The sequence below is a fragment of the Pantoea rodasii genome (genome assembly GCF_002095465.1).
GTDB classification, from domain to species: Bacteria; Pseudomonadota; Gammaproteobacteria; order Enterobacterales; family Enterobacteriaceae; genus Pantoea; species Pantoea rodasii.
The window spans coordinates 396,273-415,597 of sequence record NZ_MLFP01000002.1; the positions used below are offsets into that span (position 1 = coordinate 396,273).

The window sequence follows — 19,325 nt, forward strand, 5'->3', positions numbered from 1 at the left end:
GTGGATCTGACCGCTCCGGGATCATCACGCTGCCATGCTCCAGCCTGTCTTGCCGCTTGCCTCATTGCCGGACTTTAATAACGAAGTCGCCGGACTTATTCATGGATACCTGTTCACGCCAGACGCACCGCCACAGCGGCTTAATGCGCGTGAAGCGGCGCAGTTAGCGCAGCAAGATCTGCCTGAATCCTATTTTCTTTGGCTGCACATCAACCTGAATCATGCTCGTGCCGAGCGCTGGGTTCAGGACCATTTTGGTGTAGACAGCGATTTCTTCGACGAGATCCATTCCGCTTCGCCGCGTACCCGTCTGGCGCATCAAAACGATGCGCTGTTGGCGGTGCTCAACGACGTGACGTTCAGTAAAGAAGAACGCAGTACGCAGAACGCGACGCTGTGGATCTGGTGCTGCGCACACATCATCGTTACCGCGCGCTATCGCCCGGTGGGGATGATTGAACGTATGCACCAGCAGATTGATCGACTCACTTTTGCCGAGCCGGATGCGATGTTGTTGTGGCTGCTGGGTGAGCAGGAAGCGCAGCTTGAGCAGGTGGTGCGCCGTTCCAGCCAGGCAGTCGATGCCATTGAAGAACGGTTATTGAGTGCGGCGATCAAAACCAACCGCAGTGAACTGGGGCATTTACGTCGCATGCTGCTGCGCGTACAGCGTTTGCTGGCACCGGAACCCGCTGCACTGTTTCGTTTGTTAAACCGGCCACCGAAATGGCTAAAACGCGACCCACTGAGTGAACTGCGGATTTTTACCGAAGAGTTCAGTGTGGCACTGAACGATCTGGCGGGACTGATGGAGCGCATTCGGCTGTTGCAGGAAGAGATTGCCGCCAGCTTGATGGAGGAGAGTAACCGCACGCTGTTTTTGCTGACGGTGATCACCGTGCTGGCGCTGCCGATTAACATCATCGCCGGCTTCTTTGGGATGAACGTGGGCGGCATTCCGCTGGCGAGTAATCCCCACGGTTTTTTGTTATTGGTGATAGTGGTGCTGGTGTTCACCCTGGTGGCGGGATGGCTGGCATTGAGACGGCGGCGGGAATAACCTCTCTGTATCCAGGCGCGCATCAATGTGCATCTTTCAGCGCCGCGCATTTCGAACACCGCGCAATGTCATCGTAGGGTTGTCATTGATGGATAGCGCCCACAAAAAAGCCAGCCGCAATGGGCTGGCTTTTTTACTGCATGCGAATCAGCGATTACAGGCTGTTGCCGGTCGCTGGCGCAGGCTGAGCAACCGGTGCCACATCACCCTGTGGTGCAACGGCGCTGGCGCCTTGCGGGGTCATTGGCTCTTCTTTCGGCGTTGCGTCAGAAGATTCCTGTACCGGCACCGGATCAGGCATCACTTCACCCTGTGGACCATTAACTTTGGTTGGCATACCGTCACGCGCCTTGATGGCGTTGTTCAACGCATCCTGGTTGGTGCTGCCATCGGCAATCACTTTGGTCACCGCAGCGGTCAGCGTAATCGGTACCACTTCACGTGAGTTGAACTGCTCTTCGGTAGTCGAGAGTGGGTTATGCACTTCGACATAGCGAGAACCGTCTGGCTCCACGGTGGCTTTCACCGGCTGATCGATAAACTGCACGCGCGTGCCGACAGGCACGTTGTCGAACAGCCATTTGATGTCGTCAGCACGCAGACGCACACAACCGTGGCTTACGCGCAGACCGATACCGAAGTTGGCGTTAGTACCGTGTACCGCGTACAGACGACCGATGTACAGCGCATACAGGCCCATTGGGTTATCCGGACCAGCAGGGAACACCGCCGGAATGGTTTCGCCGCGTGCCGCGTAATCCGCGTGCATGCCTTTGGTCGGCGTCCAGGTTGGACCGGCTTTCTTACGCTGAACGGTGGTGGTCCAGTTAACCGGCGTGTCTTTACCTAACTCGCCAATACCGATTGGCAGCACAACCACGGTTTTGGTGCCTTTCGGGTAATAGTAAAGACGCATTTCCGCGCTGTTGATCACGATGCCGTCACGCGGTGCGTCAGGCAGAATCAACTGCTGTGGGATCACCATTTTGGTGCCCGCTTTAGGCAGATACACATCAACGCCCGGATTGGCTTCCAGCATGTTGCTGAGGCCCATCTGGTACTGTGCAGCAAAGGCTTCCAGCGGAAGTCGGCTGTCATCAGGCACGGTGATTTCAAGGTTTTCGCCGATCAAACGGCTGTTAGCCGCTGGCAGCGGATACACTACTGCGAATGCCGACTGGCTGAACGCCGCCAGTACCAGGGCGAGTGAAGCGAACGCGCGAATGCTCTTTTTCATGTTTTACAAGTCGTTATAGCCGTGTTTCAGGCTTGTCAGTGTGTCGAATCCATCTCGGTCAGCATGACCGGCTGCGCATTATATGTGCATAGGCGCCAGGATGGGAATCATGATTTTCAATGGCTGATGATACTTTACTTAAATAGTGGTCAATTCCCGACCTGTCTCGTTGCCGTACCGCCCAAAAAGTGAATTTTCTTAAGGTTGCCACAGCGTCACTTCGTTACTTAATTTACGATTGAGGAAAAAAGCAGCGCTGATCAATGCCAGGTGCGACAACGCCTGCGGCATGTTACCCAATGCTTCGCCGTGGGTGGTAAATTCCTCGGCGTACAGCCCCAATGGATTGGCATAACTCAGCAATTTCTCAAATTCAAAGTGGGCCTCTTGCACGCGTCCGGCACGTGCCAGGCACTCCACATACCAAAATGAACAGGCGGCAAAAGATCCTTCTCCACCGGTTAATGCATCGGCAGGCGTCTCGCTAATGTTATAGCGGCGCACTAAACCGTCGCTCACCAAATGCGTTTTAATCGCGTCGAGGGTGGCGATCCAGTCGGGATCGGTGGAGCTGACAAAACGCACCAGCGGCATCAGCAGCATTGAGGCATCCAGATATTGACCGCCGCGCGTGGCGGTAAAGTGGCCGAGTTCCGGGTTCCAGAAATTCTGCCAGATATCATCGCGGATAGCGCTGCGTGCCCGATCCCAGCGCTCATAGGGCATCGGCAGTGAGCGCTTCAGGCCAAGGCGCAGGGCGCGATCCAGTGCCACCCAGCACATCAAACGTGAATGCAGGAAGTGTTCCGGCTCGCCGCGCATCTCCCAAATACCGGCATCGGGCTGATTCCAGTTGCCGCAAACATAATCAATCATGTCGGAAACATGCCGCCAGCCGCGTTGGGAAATGGCCTCACCGTATTTATTGGCAAGATAAATCGCGTCCATCAATTCGCCGTAAATATCCAGCTGGGTTTGCCGCCACGCATCATTGCCGATGCGCACCGGACGCGAGTTGGCATAGCCGGAGAGATTCAGCAGTTCGGTCTCATGCAACTCGGTGCCGCTGTCCAGGCGATACATCACTTGCAGATGCGGCGTGTCATCATGGCTGTGCTCGACGCAGCGCCCAACCCAATGGGTGAAATCGCGCGCTTCTTCCACGTAGCCCAGTCGCATCAATGCATACATGCTGAAGGAAGCGTCTCGGATCCATGACGCGCGATAGTCCCAGTTGCGCTCGCCGCCCAACTCTTCCGGTAAGCCGAAGGTGGCCGCTGCGGCAATCGAGCCGTGCTGTTTGGAGGTGAGCAGCTTTAGCGCCAGCGCAGAGCGCGTCACCATCTCCTGCCAGCGTCCGCGATAGGTGCTGTGGCTGCTCCAGAGACGCCAATAGGCCAGGGTATCATTGAAGCATTGATCGGTGGCGATGTGGGCAACGAACGGGTCTTCATCGCTGCCAAACACAAACTCAGCCGACTCGCCCGCTTTGAGGGTAAATTCCGCCACCGCGCTGTGGTTTTCCCGCGTCATCACCACCGTGGCGCTCAAACGCAACGTAGGCTGCCCTTCCGCCAGAAACGCGATGCCGCCGGGCCGCAGCTCGGTGGTGGTTTCGGCGCGGGCGTAATCATGACGCGGCGCGCACAGCAGATGAAAGGTGGCACAGCCGCGCACCATTTTCACCCGGCGCACCAGGCGCGGCACTTTGTTGGGCTGATCGCAAATCGGCATGTAATCGGTGATTTCCGCCACGCCTTCATCACCCAGCCAGCGGGTTTGCAGAATATTGGTATCAGGCAGATACAGCTGTTGCTGACGGACATTTTTCCAGTCAGGCGCCAGTGAAAACAAACCCGCTTCATCGCCGTCGAGCAGGGCGGCAAATACCGATGGACTATCCAGTTCCGGCCAGCAGAGATAATCGATGGTGCCGTCATTGGCAATCAGTGCACAGGTGCGTAAATCGCCTATAACCCCGTGATCATCGATTCTGCGTTTAATTTTGCTCATCCTGCCTCCTTGACTGCATCTGATTGTTAACTATAGACGAAAAGGTTTTTTCGGCTGACGCGAGGCACATTTCGATAACTTCTATACTGTGAAGACACCCATCACGCAGGAGAATGTTATGGCACTGGGCAAACAGAAAGTGGCCGTGGTCACCGCATCCGATTCCGGCATTGGTCGCAGCTGCGCCGTTATGCTGGCAGAAGCCGGTTATACCTTAGGGATCACCTGGCGTTCAGACGAAGAGGGCGCGCAGGAAACCGCGCGGCTGGTGGAGAGCAAAGGGCAAACCGCGCAGGTGCGACAGCTCGATCTCTCCGATCCGCAAGCCGGTGGACAGCAGCTATCACAGCTGATTAATTCGCTGGGGCGCATTGACGTGTTAGTCAACAATGCGGGCGTGATGCTGAAAGCCGATTTTCTCGATGTGACGTTTGAAGACTGGCGTAAGACGTTCAGCGTGGACGTGGATGGCTCATTTGTCTGCGGACAAATTGCCGCGCGCCACATGGTCGATCAGGGCGATGGCGGACGCATTATCAATATCACCTCCGTGCATGAGCACACGCCGCTACCGGATGCGACAGCGTATACCGCGGCGAAACATGCGCTCGGCGGGCTCACCAAATCGATGGCGTTGAGTTTGTTGCCGCATCATATTCTGGTGAATGCCGTGGCGCCGGGGGCGATTGCCACAGCGATGAATCATCTGAGTAACGATCAGGCGCGCACCACGCGCATGCCGGAAATCCCAATTGGTCGTCCGGGCGATACGCGAGAAGTGGCAAGCTTAGTGGCGTGGTTGTGTTCAGAATGGGCGACTTACACCACTGGGCAGTCTTTCATTGTGGACGGCGGCTTTATGCTCGCCAATCCACAATTTAAAGGTTATCACCACTAACCGGCGCGGCGGTGATTCCAGCGGCGAATGATGAAACGCAATGCAATGCCGAACACAATCGCCGCCACCAGCCATAGCAAATGCTTCAGGTGCTGATCGAGTTTATGCAGCCACGGCGTGATGATCTCCCCGGCAAAATAGCCCAGGGTAACGAAAATCACCGACCACAGTGCGGCACCGATAACGTTGAGCACAAAGAAGCGCAGCGGTTTGAGCCGGCTGGTGCCGATAATAATCGGACCCACGATTCGGAAGCCATACATAAAGCGCACGCCAATCACAAACAGACTGGGGTGCTTTTGAATCAGATGGTTGGCTTTACGAATCGTATCCTCATGTTTGCGGAATCGACGCAGGATGCGCGTGCCGTAACGACGACCGAGCCAAAACAGCAGCTGATCGCCAATAATCCCGCCAATCATCGCGGCCAGCACCACGCCGCCAAAGTGCAGCAAGCCTTCATGCGCCGCCACGCCGCCCAGCAGCGTAAAAGTTTCCCCTTCGGCAATGCAGCCGAGCAGCAGTGCCAGATAGCCGTATTGGGTAATTAATCCATTGATATCGAGATGCAAATTATCCTCCCTGTCGCGAGTGAATCAGGTAACAGTTTATACGCCTGCGGCTTTTTTGTGCCGCTGTCCGCAAAAACAGCCGCGCCGATTATACTTGAAGGGAAGCTGCCTGAGTGGTAAGGCCTGAAAGCTGAAGGGGCAGCCCGTCGCATCAGAGGAGTGATTTTATGAATCATGTCTGGGGTCTTCTGGCGCATCCTAACCAGGAAATGCGCGATATCAAGCAAGAAAACGAGAGCGTTTCGCACCATTACACCCACCATGTTTTGATGATGGCGGCGATCCCGGTGATCTGCGCCTTTATCGGTACCACACAGCTGGGCTGGAATCTGGGCGAAGGGCAGTTCGTACAACTCAACCTGCTGACCGGCATCGGTCTCGGCATTCTGTTTTACCTGATTATCTTAGGCGGCGTGGCGGTGATGGGCCGCGTCATTCACTGGATGGCGCGCGATTATCCGCAGCGTCCGAGCATTCCACGCTGTACTGTTTTTGCCGGTTATGTGGCCACGCCGTTGTTTATCAGTGGCCTGGTGGCACTGTATCCGCTGGTGTGGCTGTGCGTATTCGCGGGCGCAGTGGCCTTGCTGTACACCGGTTATCTGCTGTATGTCGGTATTCCGGTGTTCCTGAATATTGACCGTGAAGAGAGCATGCGCTTCTCCGGTTCAACTTTAGCGATTGGCGTGCTGGTGTTTGAAGTACTGCTGGCGCTGACGGTGATTCTGTGGGGATACGGACCACGATTGTTCTGAATACCCGGGCGGCTAATAAGCCGCCCTTTTTTAACGCCCGGAAACAATCTACCTAAGAAATTTCGTAGGGAAGTGGGTATTATGCTGCTGCCAGCCCGCATCCTGTCTGGTTTGATGCGCGCGGCCTGTGTCTTAAACACGGCGCAAAACTCCTCACCGGATTTTTTTGACACGATGTCTGTAAAAATGCGTATTTCTTTGCTGTCGCTGGCGCTGTTTGTCGCCGCGCCGGCAGCTGTAACCCCGGCACTGGCCGCGCCCGCTGCGCTGTCTAATCTGGCGCCGATTGCCCAACCGCAAATCGCCTCCGGCAGTGCCATGATTGTCGATCTTGAAACCAATAAAGTGCTGTTCTCCAGCCATCCGGACCGCGTGCGTCCTATCGCGTCACTCACCAAGCTGATGACCGCGATGGTGGTGCTGGATGCCAAACTGCCGATGGATGAATTGTTATCGGTGGATATCAGCCATACGCCGGAAATGCGCGGTGTGTTTTCCCGTGTGAAACTGAACAGTGAAATCAGCCGCCGCAATATGCTGCTGCTCGCGCTGATGTCTTCAGAAAACCGTGCGGCCGCCAGCCTGGCGCATCACTATCCGGGCGGCTACGATGCCTTTATCCGCGCGATGAATGCCAAAGCGCGCGCACTGGGCATGACCCACACCCATTATGTTGAACCCACCGGTTTGTCGATTAACAACGTGTCCAATGCGGAAGATTTGATCAAGCTGGCGAAAGCTACGCGTCAGTATCCGCTGATCGGCGAGTTGAGCACCACCAAAGAAGACACGGCGGTGTTTAAGCATCCTAACTACGCATTGCCGTTCCGTAATACCAATCACCTGGTGTACAAAGGCGACTGGCGCATTGCGTTGACCAAAACCGGTTATACCGATGAAGCAGGCCACTGTCTGGTGATGCGCACGGTGATTAATAACCGTCCGGTGGCGCTGGTGGTACTGGATGCCTTTGGTAAGTACACCCATTTTGCCGATGCTAACCGTCTGCGTGACTGGCTGGAAACCGGCAAAGCCGCTCCGGTTCCGGCGGCTGCGCTGGCGTACAAGAAGCAAAAACGTCGCAGACGGCCAGCAACGAGTAATCACGACGTCTGTTTCAATTCACAGATGCGCAATGAATTGCGCGTCTGTGAGTGCTGCCGATTGGCGGGATAAATTACCCCCGAACGACCAAAAAATCCCTAATCGTTAGCACCAATGTTTTAGCGCTTCATTCCTATAGTCTCCGCTTCGGCTTCGCTCTACACTGGCCGCCATTCAAAGTTAACTGGCATTTATCGGCTGAAATTGCGCTGGAATCTCATTTATATGTTCAAGCTTCGATCACTCATTACCCCATTTTTACTGCTGCTGGTGTTGTTCAGCCCGGCCCTGAGCTATGCGGATGACAATACTGCCGCCGCGGCCCAGCAAGAAGATGCTGCGCCGAAGGTGAATCCCTCGGTCGAGCTGCCTAAAATGCAGAAGATCCTCGACAAGATTAAAGGCCAGGTATCCGGTGATACCAATGAAAGCCAGCTCAACCAGCTCAATGAGATGGCGCTGGAGCTATCCGGTAACGCGGAAACTCTGGGTCAGGCATTGATCCCACAACGTCAGCAGCTTGATGCGCAACTGGCAGTGCTCGGTCCCGCACCCAAAGCCGATAGCGGAGTTAAAGAAACTCCCGAAGTCACGCGCAAACGCGCCACGCTGGAGAGCCAGAAAAGCAAGCTGGACGATCAAATCAAGCAGGCCGACGGCATTAAAAACGGCGCGTTGGTGCTTTCCTCACAGATTGTTAACCTGCGTCGCGACCAGCTAAAAAGTCAGCTGGCACTGAACTCCGGCAGTATTTTGGGGCCGCGTTTCTGGTCACCGCTGGTGAGCCGCCAGGATCTGGATGGCGAGAAGATCAGTGATTTTATTGCCGAACTGCAGGACACCGCCGCACTTTCCTGGGAGTCTGGCTGGCGCTTTGGCACCATCGGCTGGTTGATCGCGGCGATGTTGGTGATGACGCTCGGCCGTCGTTACAGCGAGGAGTTTCTCGCCTGGGTCAGCATTCACAAAATGCCTGAAGGGCGTCTGCGTCGTAGCTTCCTGGCGGCGGCGATTGCCTTAACCACTCTGGCTGCGGTGGTGCTGACGTTTAACTTTATCGCGCTGGCGTTTACCCGCCGCGATGAAGTATCCACTGACGTGCAGGATTTTGTTGAGCGCCTGGTGCAACTCAGCGTCTATTGCGGCCTGATCGCCGGGTTAGGGCGGGCGTTCCTGTCAACGCGCCGTCCAAGCTGGCGTCTGCCGAGCATCTCCAACGAAGTGGCGCAGGCGTTGAAGCCGTTCCCGCCTCTTACCGCAGGACTGGTGTTTATCTTCCAGACCGCCGAATCCTTTAACTACAGCGTTGGTACCAGCCTCAATACCACCATTTTCGCCAACGGATTGACCGCATTACTGATTGGCTGCACGGGGCTGGCGATCAGCATGCGCACCAATCGTGTGCGCCGTCGCATGGTGCAAGCGGGTAATGCGCCAGAAGCTCGTCCGACCGTGGTCGGGCTAATACAGCTGGCGCTAACGCTGACCGCGTTAGCGATTTTGATCTCGCTGATCATCGGCTATGTCACGCTCGCGCGCTTCATGAGTTATGAACTGATCTGGTGTGGCATCCTGTTTGGCTCGTTCTACTTCCTCAGCCATCTGATCAACGACGGCTGCGAAAGCTTGTTCTCGACCAATAACGCCACCGGCAAACGCCTGCAGACGTCATTAAACATTGATGAACGTCATCTGCAGCAGGCGGCTACGCTGCTGGGCGCTATCGGTAAAACAGCCCTGATTGGGATTGTCGCGCTGGCGCTGCTGAATGGCACCTTTGCCTCATCGACACCGATCGAACTGATTCAAAAAGTCATTGAATTCTGGGGCGGCAAAGGCCTGGAGTCACTGAACATCGTGCCGGCGCACATGGTTAATGCCATTTTGTGTCTGGTGGTGGGGATTTACGTGCTGCGTTCGGTGCGTCGCTGGCTGGATAAAGATTTCCTGCCAAAAACCACCATGGACGTGGGCATGCGCGTGTCGCTGGTCACACTGTTCAGCAACATCGGCTACGTGCTGATTATCCTGCTGACGCTGTCAATCATGGGGCTGCAGTGGAACAAACTGGCGTGGATCGTCAGTGCCTTGTCAGTCGGTATCGGTTTCGGCTTGCAAGAGATTGTGAAGAACTTTATCTCCGGTTTGATTCTGTTAACCGAGCGTCCTGTCAAAGTGGGCGATCTGGTGAGCATCAGCGGCATTGAAGGGGATATTCGTCGTATCAACGTGCGCGCCACCGAGATTCAGCTCAGTGATAAATCGACGGTGATTGTGCCGAACTCGCAATTCATCTCGCAGAACGTACGTAACGCCACCATGGGCAATGCGCAGGGCGTGGTGACCATTCTGCTGACCTTCCCGCTGGATATCGATCCGGTGCGCGTGCGTGAGATTCTGCTTGAGGTGTACGAGGAGAACGAACGTATTCTGGAAACGCCTGAGCCGTCCGTGTCGTTCAAGGATCTGACTTCTGCCGGTATCGTGCTGAGCGTCACCGGCAACGTCGCAGGTCAGCGTCAGATCTCCAGCGCCAAGAGCGATCTGCTGTTCGATATTCTGACGCGCCTGCGCAAAGAGGGCATTGTGCTGTCTACACCGCAGACGATGATCATTGAACGTCGAACGATGCCTGCAACGGTGCACGAAGAGGGCGAACAACTGCCGTAATCAAATGGGCGGCTCTCGGGCCGCCCACTGCTTCATTACACCTTCACCGCCCAACCTTTCTGCTTACTGGTTTTACCAATCCCCGGATTAAAGGTATTGGTCGGATCCAGCTGGCGATAAAACGCTCGCAACTGCGGTTTCGCATGATACAGATGCCCAACGTTATGCTCAGCCGGATATTCGGCACCGCGTTCGCTGAGGATCGCCAGCATCTTCTCCTTCAACGCATGCGCATCCACGCCTTTCTTCACGATGTAATCCTGATGGAACACGTGGCAGAAGAAATGCCCGTAATAGAGGCGATGGCTGAGATCGTTATCAAACTCCGCCGGTAAGCGCTCAAACCAATCCTGATCGTTGCGGCGTAGCGCGATATCCAGCGCCAGAATATCTTCCACTTCATCCGCATGTACCGCGTGATAACGCACTGCGGCACCGGCGGCGGCAAAGCGATGCAGGAAGGCGTGTGCGCCTTCTTTACCGTCACAGGCAAAGAATTCACCCCCGCCTTCGCGGAAGTATTCATGCAAATATTCCTGCGCTTCGACAACGCCTTCACCGGACATCTTTAACATCAGGTGATGCTCAAACTTATCGCGATACTGCTTCATGCGCTTTGGCAGATGTGCCGGCAGCCAACCGCTGATGCGCTGCAATACGCGATCGGTGAAATGAGGTTTAACAAAACTCAGCTTACCCAGCCAGGCATCCACCCGACCTTTTAGCGTGAAGAACTGCGGCATCTTGTCGGTGCCGAGCTTGTCGATCATCACAAAAGTATCTTTGCCGTACACTTCGGCGATATCGAAAATGTCGCGGTGCATATATTCGCCCGCCACCGGCAGGTTTTTGAACTCGGCCAGAATATGCCGGCGCAGATCCCCCAGCACCGCCGGATCGTTGGTGCCGATATAGAACACCTGCTGTTTCGGTTCGGTGGGGAAGGTATCCAGACGCACGGCGAACACCGCCAGTTTGCCCGCGCAGCCAGAAGCTTCGAACAGGCGACGTTCATCGGCGTTGAAGCGTGCTGGCGTATCCGCATGGATATCGCGCACCCGGTCGGCGTATTCGTGGTCGGAGGCATGGCGCTCGTCCCAGCGCACGTCGTTCTGCTGCCAGCGATCGTCATCCAGTCGGCCGAGCATCTCTTCCGGCGAGTGGCCGAGATCCATGCCGAGATGATTGACCAGCTTGAGTTTGCCATCGGCATCGATCTGCGCGTAAAGCGCCATTTCGCTGTAGGCCGGACCGCGTTTGATCAGCGATCCGCCTGAGTTATTACAAATCCCGCCCATTACCGATGCGCCGATACACGACGATCCGATCACCGAGTGCGGTTCGCGTCCCAGCGGCTTCAGAGCTTTTTCCAGCTGATACAAGGTGCTGCCAGGAAACGCGAGGATCTGCTTGCCGCCCTCGATCAGCTGCAATTTATCGAGGCGTAAGGTACTGATAATCACCACCGGGCGATCGTAATCGTTGCCGTTGGGCGTCGAGCCTTCGGTTAACCCGGTGTTGGCGGCCTGCATCAGAATCACCGCATCGGCCTGCACCAGTGCCTGCAGCACGCGCCACAGTTCCAGCAAGGTACCGGGGAAGATAACCGCGAGGGCATCGCCTTCACCCGAGCGAAAACCTTTGCGATAGCGCGCCGTCTGTTCCGCTTCGGTTAACAGGTTGGAAGGGCCGACGAGGCGGCGCAGTTCAGCCAGCAGTGTAGGGTGTGAGGTGTTGTTATTCATAAACCTGTCCTTGTCGTTACGTTGCGCATCTACTTTAGCACGCGTCAACGGCATGGTCGCTGTGTGACATCGGCGGCTACCTGCTATCCTCATCTTGTGGCAAACTGCCCCGGTTATTTCGATATTGCGCAGTCACTTAAGAGAACCCGACCTGATGAAATGGATTTGCTCTATTAGCCTCGCTGTCACACTTGCCATGCAGCCTGCCTTCGCAGATGACCTGTTTGGCCCCCATCCGATGACTGAACAGGCGCGCGACGCCTTTGTAAACCAACTGCTCGGCAAAATGACCCTTGATGAAAAAATCGGGCAAATGCGTTTGATCAGCGTAGGACCAGACACGCCGAAAGAGGCGGTGCGTGACATGATTCAGCACGGTCAGGTTGGCGCGATATTCAATACCGTGACACGCCAGGATATCCGCGCGATGCAGGATCAGGTGATGCAACTCAGTCGCCTAAAAATTCCATTGTTCTTCGCCTATGACGTGGTGCACGGTCAGCGCACCATCTTCCCGATCCCGCTCGGCCTGGCGGCCAGCTGGGATCTCGATGCGATTGGTGAAGTAGGGCGCATCTCCGCTTATGAAGCGGCCGACGATGGCCTCAATATGACCTGGGCACCGATGGTGGATGTTACCCGCGAACCGCGTTGGGGACGCGTGTCTGAAGGCTTCGGTGAAGACACCTTCTTGTCCTCGCAAATGGGCAGCGCGATGGTGAAATCCATGCAGGGCAAAAGCGCCGCCGACCGTTATTCGATCATGACCAGCGTGAAACACTTCGCAGCCTATGGCGCAGTGGAGGGCGGGCGTGATTACAACACCGTCGACATGAGCCCACAGCGTCTGTTCCAGGACTATCTGCCACCGTACAAAGCGTCATTGGATGCGGGCAGCGGCGGCGTGATGGTGGCGCTCAACTCACTGAACGGCACGCCTGCCACAGCGGATGGCTGGTTGCTGAAAGATCTGCTGCGCGGTGAATGGAAATTCAAAGGCATCACCATCAGCGATCACGGTGCGATCAAAGAGCTGCTAAAACACGGCGTGGCCAGCGATCCGCAGGATGCGGTGCGCATTGCGCTGAAGTCCGGCATCGACATGAGCATGAGCGATGAGTACTACAGCAAATATCTGCCGGGCCTGGTGAAAAGCGGCGCGGTGAGCATGGCGGAAATCGACGATGCGGCGCGCCACGTGCTGAACGTCAAATATGATATGGGCTTGTTCAACGATCCTTACAGCCATTTAGGGCCGAAAGAGAGCGATCCGCAGGACACCAATGCCGAGAGTCGTTTGCATCGTGCCGAAGCGCGTGACGTGGCGCGTAAGAGCATTGTGCTGCTGAAAAACTGGCATGAAACCTTGCCGCTGAAGAAAGACGCGACGGTGGCGCTCGTTGGGCCATTGGCCGACAGCCAGCGCGACATCATGGGCAGCTGGTCAGCCGCGGGCCTGGCGAAGCAGTCGATTCCGCTGTTGCAGGGCGTGCGCAATGCGATGGCCGGCAAAGGCACGGTGCTGTATGCCAAAGGGGCTAACATCACCGATAACAAAGGCATTCAGGACTTCCTCAACCTTTACGAGCAGGCAGTGAGCGTGGATAAGCGCTCGCCGCAGGAACTGATCGATGAAGCGGTCGCCCAGGCGAAGAAAGCCGATGTGGTTGTCGCCGCCGTGGGTGAAGCGCAGGGCATGGCGCATGAAGCGTCAAGCCGCAGCGATCTGGTGATCCCGCCAAGCCAGCAAAAACTGCTGGCGGCATTGAAAGCCACCGGCAAGCCGCTGGTGATAGTGCTGATGAATGGTCGTCCGCTGACGGTGGTCAACGAAGATCACATGGCTGATGCGATGGTGGAAACCTGGTTCAGCGGCACCGAAGGCGGTAACGCGATTGCCGACGTGCTGTTTGGCGATTACAACCCATCGGGCAAGCTGCCGATGTCCTTCCCGCGTTCCGTGGGACAACTGCCGATTTACTACAACCATTTGCCAACCGGGCGTCCGTATAACTTCGCCAAGCCGAACAAGTACACCTCGCATTATTATGATGCGGTGAACGGTCCACTCTATCCGTTTGGTTACGGCCTGAGCTACACCACCTTTACGGTGTCACCGGTGAAGATGTCTGCGAAAACCATGCCGCGTAACGGCACAGTTGACGCGAGCGTTACCGTCACCAACACCGGCAAACGTGATGGTGCCACGGTGGTGCAGATGTATCTCAACGATCCGGTGGCCAGCATCAGTCGTCCGGTGCAGGAGCTGCGAGGCTTCAAACGCATCATGCTGAAAGCGGGCGAGTCGCAGACCGTGAGCTTTAAGATTGACGTCGACGCGCTGAAATTCTGGAATCAGAAAATGCAGCAGGTGGCTGAGCCAGGCAAATTCAACGTGATGATTGGCCTCGATTCGGTGCGCACTCAGGATGGGCAGTTTGATTATCTGTAAGCGTTAGCATTTAGTAGATTGTGTAGCGGTGCGATTTATCATGCGATAAATCGCACCGTCTCCCCTCGCAGTATATGATATGCCCGAGATCATTCTGCCAACGGGCATAATCCAGACGCCATGAACCTCCGTAACCGCATCCAACAGCAAGTCTTTCGTCTTAATGGCCTCGCGCTGAACGAATTCGATATCTCGCAGCCGCTCGGCGATCCGGGCTTATTTGGTCCCGATCACGTGATCTGGCGTGTGCACGGCGATTTTCCATCGATGCTGTGCGGCGGCATCAGCGCACTCATGCTGCAAATGCTGCATCCGGCGGCGCTGGCGGGCGTGTGGGATCACTCCAACTTTCGTCAGGACATGCTGGGCCGTTTACGGCGCACCAGCCAGTTCATCGCCGTGACCACTTTTGGTAACACGCAGGATGCCAACATTCTGATTGAACGCGTTAAACGCATTCATCTGCGCGTCACCGGTATCGATAACGCCGGGCAACCTTATGCCGCCAGCGATCCGCATCTGCTCACTTGGGTGCACGTGGCGGAAACCAGCCGCTTCCTCGCCGCTCATCTGCGCTACAAGAATCCGCAACTCTCGCTGGCGGAGCAGGATCGTTATTACGACGAAGCGGCGCTGATCGCTGAAGCGTTGGGTGCGGAAAAGGTGCCCAAAACAGTACAGGCGGTGGAAGCCTATTTGCAGGCAATGCGACCTGAGCTGATTTGCGATGAACGTACGCTGGAAGTGATGCAGTTGCTGATCAATGCCCCGGCACCCAGTTGGCAGGCGAAACCAGCAATGCACGTGATGCTCAAAGCGGGCATGGGCTTACTGCCGGAGTGGGCACAACAGCAAATTCAGCAGCCGATTAGCCCGCTGACGCAGTGGAGGGTTGATAAGGAAATTGCGGTGATCGCCGGGCTGCTGCGTTGGTCGATTCAGCGCGGGGCTTATTCCCGCGCTATGCAACGTATGGGGCGTTGAGGCTACAAATGCAGCTCGTCCTGCTTTTTGGTGTAGGTGCGCGGCGTGCGCGCTTCACGTTTTAGCGTGAGCAGACGCTGCTGATAATGATGGAACAGCATCCCCAGTCCTAACCCCATCAGCGCTAAAGGCAGCAAACTGTAATAAATGTCGAGGGGTAGCAACACCAACAGGGCTGCACCGCCAAGCATGATGGTCAGCGCTGACATCACCCACGTGTAGCGAATAAACAGCCACACCAAAATCGCGAAAATCACAATATCGCGCAGATTTAAATCCAGGTTTTGCAGCACCATGCGAGTCGGCTCCATGAGGAGGAATGTGCAGACAATAGCATGCGAAGCGGCAAAATAATCGCGATATAATTTGATGTTTGCAAGGGCATCCTGCTGGCATTCATCAGCATCATTCACGTGTTATATCTGCACTTTGAGAGTTTTACCCTTGTGTCATGGGGTGCGAGTGCCGATCCTGCTCTATTCTCAGGGAATATGGATCCCTCAAGGCTTTGTCGAGGCGTTATGACACACCAACCTCTGATTGCTGAGGTGCCCAATCAGCAAAACACACTCACCGCCATCGTCGAACAGGATGCGCGCACGGCCTACTTCTACATCTGGCCAAACGATCTGTTTCGCAGCCAGTATGCGGTGCGCGGCTGCTGGCTGCGCAATCTGCTGCCTGCCCCGGCGCGTGAAGATCGTGAAGCGATGGAGCAGGGCATTGCGCCGCTGTTGAGCGCAGAGTATTGCCGCACCTTAGAAGCGGAACCGATGCTCGATCCTGCCGGTTTACAGATCCTGTGGGAGCCGAGTGATGACGGTGCCGCGTTGTGGTATTACGGCCAGCTGCTGGCCGTAATACCCGGCTGGAGCCTGTATCAGGACAAACAGGTGAGCTTCTCTGCCGGCTGCATCAAGGAAAATCGCCTGACCGCGCCGCTCGGCTCGGCTTCCACCAATGATTACTACGCGCGCGCCGAACAGCAGCGCCACTTCTGGCGTGACTGGCATGATGGTCATTTGTGGGATGTGGTGCAGCGCGAGCTGATGCAGTGCTATCAGGCGCAGTTTGGCGAGTCGGTGAAGTATTACGCCATCGATCAGGGTAGCTGGCCGCCTATGGCTATCTCTCAGCACTGGCACAATGGCGTGTGGTATTTTCTCACCCTTGGCATGGGGATTCGCCCGATGCCGCAGGTCGATTATCTGTTTGATGAGCTGGCTCCGCAGTATCGTCGCGTAGAGCTGGCGATGGCGGTGGACGGCGAAGTGATGACCGAAGCCAATGCGGTGCAGATGGCCAGCGCGCTGGCGGAATTTGCACACTTGCCATGGGCGCGTCTGACGTGGATTGGCGAAGGGCACACGCTGGCCTCCGAAGTGGCGCCGGTGGGCTTCGAGAGTTTCCTGCTGGCGAATGGTTTAGCGCCGGAAGTTGCCCAGTTTCGACTGCCGAAGCGCGATGGCGATCGCCCCAATCTGCTGTGGGCTACACCGATCACTGAGGCAGAGCGACAGTTTGCTCAGGCAGACGATCGTGGCGGCCAGCAGCTGTTGCAGCGCTTGCAGACGGAAGGCAACGACCACGTGTTCCGACCGCGTCAGGAAGTGGTCGATCCGCCGCAATAACCTGCTGTGCGGGCATTTGCCCGCAACCTGGCTAAGTAAGCGCAGCGTTACTAACCCACCTAATGATCACCGAAATCAACTATTTGTATTTTTGTGATCTGGCTCACCTCAAGTTCCTCTGTAACACGCCGTTAACCTCGATCAGGCAACTCGCCAACCAGGGTAAGGGCATTACGATGTTAAAAACAACGCAATCACGTTTTACTGCGACGCTTGTCGCCTTCTTTGTTGTCCTGATGCTGGTCACGGTGGTGGTGATCAATCAGTTTATTGCACCGCAGTTAAGCCAAAACGAAAGCCGATTAGTGCGTTATGAAGTTGACGGACTGGCGGGACGTATTGTTGAGCAGATGAACCGCGTACAGGCGCAGCAGCGTGCCATTACCGAAGCCGCAAGCGTGATGGACAGCGCGGCTATCGACAGCTTGCTACCTGCGCTGGTGAACCAGTATCAGGACAGCAACGTGTTTGGCGGCGGTATCTGGCCACTGCCTAATCGTCGCGATCCGGCGAAGGAAAAAGACAGTTCGTTCTTCGCCCGTAATGCCAGCAATCAGTTGCAGGTCAATACCTACTGGAACTCAGATGCGGCCGACAAATACTGGGAGCAGCCGTGGTACAAAGACGGCATGGCTGCCGCCAAAGGGCAGTGCGCCTGGGCCAAAGCGTATCAGGATGCGGCCAGCCCGCAGCCACGTACTAACTGTGCGATGGCGATTTATCGTGACGGCACGGTGTGGGGCGTATCGACCATCGACGTGACGCTCGGCTTCTTCAATCAGCTGGCGAAACAGATGGGTGATGCGATCCAAGGCCGTGTGCTGATCGTTGAAGCCGATGGCAAAGTGGTGGGTAACGCCGCGCTGCTGGACGGTGCGCCGAAGCTGGAAAATCTCTCTGATACCCAGTTGCCAATGGCTTCAGCATTGAAAGGATTGTTAGCGCAGGCAGGTAATCAGCCTACGCAAACGACGTTTAAAGGCGAGGATGGCGAACATACGCTGTTCCTGCAGGCGATTGCCGGTAGCCCGTGGTATCTCGCCAGCGATGTGCCATCCAGCCTGTTGGATGCACAAACCCACAGCATGCTGACCCGCCTCGGTCTGGTGCAGATTCCGCTGGCGGTGATCCTGCTGCTGGTGCTGCTCGGCTTTGTGCGCGCGATGATGAAACGCCTCAGCCTGCTGAACCGCAACATCGAAGCCCTGTCGACTGGCGGCGCGGATTTAACTCAGCGTCTGCCTGCCAGCAACAGCCCGGAATTTAATGCAGTGGCACAAAGCTTTAACCAGTTCATTGAATATCTGCAAGGGCTTATGCGTCAGGTTGGCGACAGCGCGCTGGCGATCACTGCGGCCTCGCGTGAGATCGCGACAGGTAACGCGGACCTCTCCGCACGGACCGAATCGCAGGCCAGTTCGATTGTAGAAACCGCAGCCTCGATGGAACAGCTGACCGGCACCGTGCGCCAGAACGCCGACAACGCCACCCACGCTAACCAGCTGGCGGATGGCGCGTCACAGGTTGCGGCACGCGGAACCGAAGTGGTGCGCCAGGTGGTCAGCACCATGGGCGCGATTAACCATTCATCGCGCAAAGTGGTGGATATCATTAGCGTGATTGACAGCATCGCCTTCCAGACCAATATCCTCGCACTTAACGCGGCGGTGGAAGCGGCACGTGCGGGCGAGCAGGGGCGTGGATTTGCCGTGGTGGCGTCAGAAGTGCGCAATCTGGCGCAGCGCTCCGCTAACTCGGCGCGTGAGATTAAGAAGCTGATTGAGAAGTCGGTGGCGAATATCGACACCGGCAGCGAATTGGTTGAACAAGCCGGGCAGACCATGGATGAGCTGATGCAGGGCGTGAGCAGCGTGACGACGTTGATGAGCGAAATCATGTCTGCCAGCCGCGAGCAGAGTATGGGGATCGAGCAGGTTAACCTGGCGATCACCCAGCTGGATGGCAGCACCCAGCAGAACGCCGCGCTGGTCGAGCAGGTGTCGGCTGCAGCGCGCGCAATGGAAGAGCAGAGCGTGCAGCTGGAGCTGGTGGTGCAGAGCTTTAAGCTTTAATCACCGCAGCAGGCCAGAACCAGGCGCACTCCAAAGGCCTGGTTAACATGTCCACAACTCAAGGCGCACCGTAAAATGGTGCGCCTTTTATTTTGGTTAGCGCTGTCAACATATGCCCTTTACGAGGTTGAT

Annotated in this window: 14 protein-coding genes; 9 read left to right on the top strand and 5 right to left on the bottom strand. The window is 56.2% G+C overall.

Annotated features, from left to right (window positions below; all coding sequences use genetic code 11):
- The first annotated feature begins 34 nt into the window (after positions 1 to 34).
- Positions 35 to 1,060 (top strand): transporter, encoded by a 1,026-nt coding sequence (locus tag HA45_RS04295; RefSeq protein WP_100702468.1) that lies wholly within the window; start codon positions 35 to 37, stop codon positions 1,058 to 1,060.
- A gap of 154 nt (positions 1,061 to 1,214) precedes the next feature.
- Here the strand turns inward: HA45_RS04295 and HA45_RS04300 are convergent, their stop codons facing one another.
- Both HA45_RS04300 and HA45_RS04305 read right to left on the bottom strand, forming a co-directional pair.
- Positions 1,215 to 2,297: a L,D-transpeptidase family protein gene (locus tag HA45_RS04300; protein WP_100702469.1), complete on the bottom strand. Its 1,083-nt coding sequence runs from the start codon at positions 2,295 to 2,297 to the stop codon at positions 1,215 to 1,217.
- A 198-nt stretch (positions 2,298 to 2,495) separates the two neighbouring features.
- Complete coding sequence (locus tag HA45_RS04305; protein ID WP_100702470.1) at positions 2,496 to 4,310, bottom strand: glycoside hydrolase family 15 protein; 1,815 nt, start codon at positions 4,308 to 4,310, stop codon at positions 2,496 to 2,498.
- Between the two features lie 118 nt (positions 4,311 to 4,428).
- Between HA45_RS04305 and HA45_RS04310 the strand changes: the two genes are divergently transcribed.
- Positions 4,429 to 5,208 carry an SDR family oxidoreductase gene (locus HA45_RS04310; protein WP_100702471.1) on the top strand — a complete coding sequence of 260 codons (780 nt, stop codon included), beginning with the start codon at positions 4,429 to 4,431 and terminating at the stop codon, positions 5,206 to 5,208.
- Here HA45_RS04310 and HA45_RS04315 read toward each other — a convergent pair.
- Complete coding sequence (locus tag HA45_RS04315; protein WP_100702472.1) at positions 5,205 to 5,780, bottom strand: DedA family protein; 576 nt, start codon at positions 5,778 to 5,780, stop codon at positions 5,205 to 5,207. The two genes, HA45_RS04310 and HA45_RS04315, sit on opposite strands and share 4 nt — an antisense overlap.
- Positions 5,781 to 5,947: 167 nt before the next feature.
- Here HA45_RS04315 and HA45_RS04320 point away from each other — a divergent pair, with 167 nt between their 5' ends.
- The 3 genes from HA45_RS04320 to HA45_RS04330 all read left to right on the top strand — a co-directional run bounded on the left by HA45_RS04320 (position 5,948) and on the right by HA45_RS04330 (position 10,309).
- Positions 5,948 to 6,535: a Yip1 family protein gene (locus HA45_RS04320; RefSeq protein ID WP_100702473.1), complete on the top strand. Its 588-nt coding sequence runs from the start codon at positions 5,948 to 5,950 to the stop codon at positions 6,533 to 6,535.
- 174 nt (positions 6,536 to 6,709) lie between these two features.
- The gene (gene pbpG / locus HA45_RS04325) at positions 6,710 to 7,711 is read left to right on the top strand and encodes a D-alanyl-D-alanine endopeptidase (protein WP_244563367.1); all 1,002 of its coding nucleotides are present in this window, start codon (positions 6,710 to 6,712) and stop codon (positions 7,709 to 7,711) included.
- A 153-nt stretch (positions 7,712 to 7,864) separates the two neighbouring features.
- Positions 7,865 to 10,309, top strand: a complete 2,445-nt coding sequence (locus tag HA45_RS04330; protein WP_100702474.1) for a DUF3772 domain-containing protein — start codon at positions 7,865 to 7,867, stop codon at positions 10,307 to 10,309.
- Positions 10,310 to 10,344: 35 nt separating this feature from the next.
- On the opposite strand, the gene dld is transcribed toward HA45_RS04330, so the two are convergent.
- Entirely contained in the window at positions 10,345 to 12,054 is a 1,710-nt protein-coding gene (gene dld, locus HA45_RS04335) for a D-lactate dehydrogenase (protein ID WP_100702475.1), read from the bottom strand.
- Positions 12,055 to 12,208: 154 nt separating this feature from the next.
- On the opposite strand from dld, the gene bglX reads away from it, so the two are divergent.
- Entirely contained in the window at positions 12,209 to 14,506 is a 2,298-nt protein-coding gene (bglX, locus tag HA45_RS04340; protein WP_100702476.1) for a beta-glucosidase BglX, read from the top strand.
- Positions 14,507 to 14,626: 120 nt separating this feature from the next.
- Entirely contained in the window at positions 14,627 to 15,490 is an 864-nt protein-coding gene (locus HA45_RS04345) for an oxygenase MpaB family protein (protein WP_100702477.1), read from the top strand.
- Between the two features lie 2 nt (positions 15,491 to 15,492).
- Here the strand turns inward: HA45_RS04345 and HA45_RS04350 are convergent, their stop codons facing one another.
- A complete protein-coding gene (locus tag HA45_RS04350; RefSeq protein ID WP_100702727.1) occupies positions 15,493 to 15,786 on the bottom strand; it encodes a hypothetical protein in 294 nt (97 codons plus the stop codon).
- A gap of 225 nt (positions 15,787 to 16,011) precedes the next feature.
- Here HA45_RS04350 and HA45_RS04355 point away from each other — a divergent pair, with 225 nt between their 5' ends.
- Positions 16,012 to 17,121 (top strand): suppressor of fused domain protein, encoded by a 1,110-nt coding sequence (locus HA45_RS04355; RefSeq protein WP_100702478.1) that lies wholly within the window; start codon positions 16,012 to 16,014, stop codon positions 17,119 to 17,121.
- Positions 17,122 to 17,297: 176 nt separating this feature from the next.
- The gene (locus HA45_RS04360; protein WP_100702728.1) at positions 17,298 to 19,193 is read left to right on the top strand and encodes a methyl-accepting chemotaxis protein; all 1,896 of its coding nucleotides are present in this window, start codon (positions 17,298 to 17,300) and stop codon (positions 19,191 to 19,193) included.
- The last annotated feature ends 132 nt before the right edge of the window (positions 19,194 to 19,325 follow it).

Excerpts from the sequence above, each read along its gene's own strand:
- bglX (WP_100702476.1), top strand. The coding sequence starts at position 12,209 with ATGAAATGGATTTGCTCTATTAGCCTCGCTGTCACACTTGCCATGCAG.
- HA45_RS04295 (WP_100702468.1), top strand. The coding sequence starts at position 35 with ATGCTCCAGCCTGTCTTGCCGCTTGCCTCATTGCCGGACTTTAATAAC.
- HA45_RS04320 (WP_100702473.1), top strand. The coding sequence starts at position 5,948 with ATGAATCATGTCTGGGGTCTTCTGGCGCATCCTAACCAGGAAATGCGC.
- HA45_RS04330 (WP_100702474.1), top strand. The coding sequence starts at position 7,865 with ATGTTCAAGCTTCGATCACTCATTACCCCATTTTTACTGCTGCTGGTG.
- HA45_RS04300 (WP_100702469.1), bottom strand. The coding sequence starts at position 2,297 with ATGAAAAAGAGCATTCGCGCGTTCGCTTCACTCGCCCTGGTACTGGCG.
- HA45_RS04310 (WP_100702471.1), top strand. The coding sequence starts at position 4,429 with ATGGCACTGGGCAAACAGAAAGTGGCCGTGGTCACCGCATCCGATTCC.
- HA45_RS04305 (WP_100702470.1), bottom strand. The coding sequence starts at position 4,310 with ATGAGCAAAATTAAACGCAGAATCGATGATCACGGGGTTATAGGCGAT.
- HA45_RS04345 (WP_100702477.1), top strand. The coding sequence starts at position 14,627 with ATGAACCTCCGTAACCGCATCCAACAGCAAGTCTTTCGTCTTAATGGC.
- dld (WP_100702475.1), bottom strand. The coding sequence starts at position 12,054 with ATGAATAACAACACCTCACACCCTACACTGCTGGCTGAACTGCGCCGC.
- HA45_RS04350 (WP_100702727.1), bottom strand. The coding sequence starts at position 15,786 with ATGGTGCTGCAAAACCTGGATTTAAATCTGCGCGATATTGTGATTTTC.
- pbpG (WP_244563367.1), top strand. The coding sequence starts at position 6,710 with ATGTCTGTAAAAATGCGTATTTCTTTGCTGTCGCTGGCGCTGTTTGTC.
- HA45_RS04360 (WP_100702728.1), top strand. The coding sequence starts at position 17,298 with ATGTTAAAAACAACGCAATCACGTTTTACTGCGACGCTTGTCGCCTTC.
- HA45_RS04355 (WP_100702478.1), top strand. The coding sequence starts at position 16,012 with ATGACACACCAACCTCTGATTGCTGAGGTGCCCAATCAGCAAAACACA.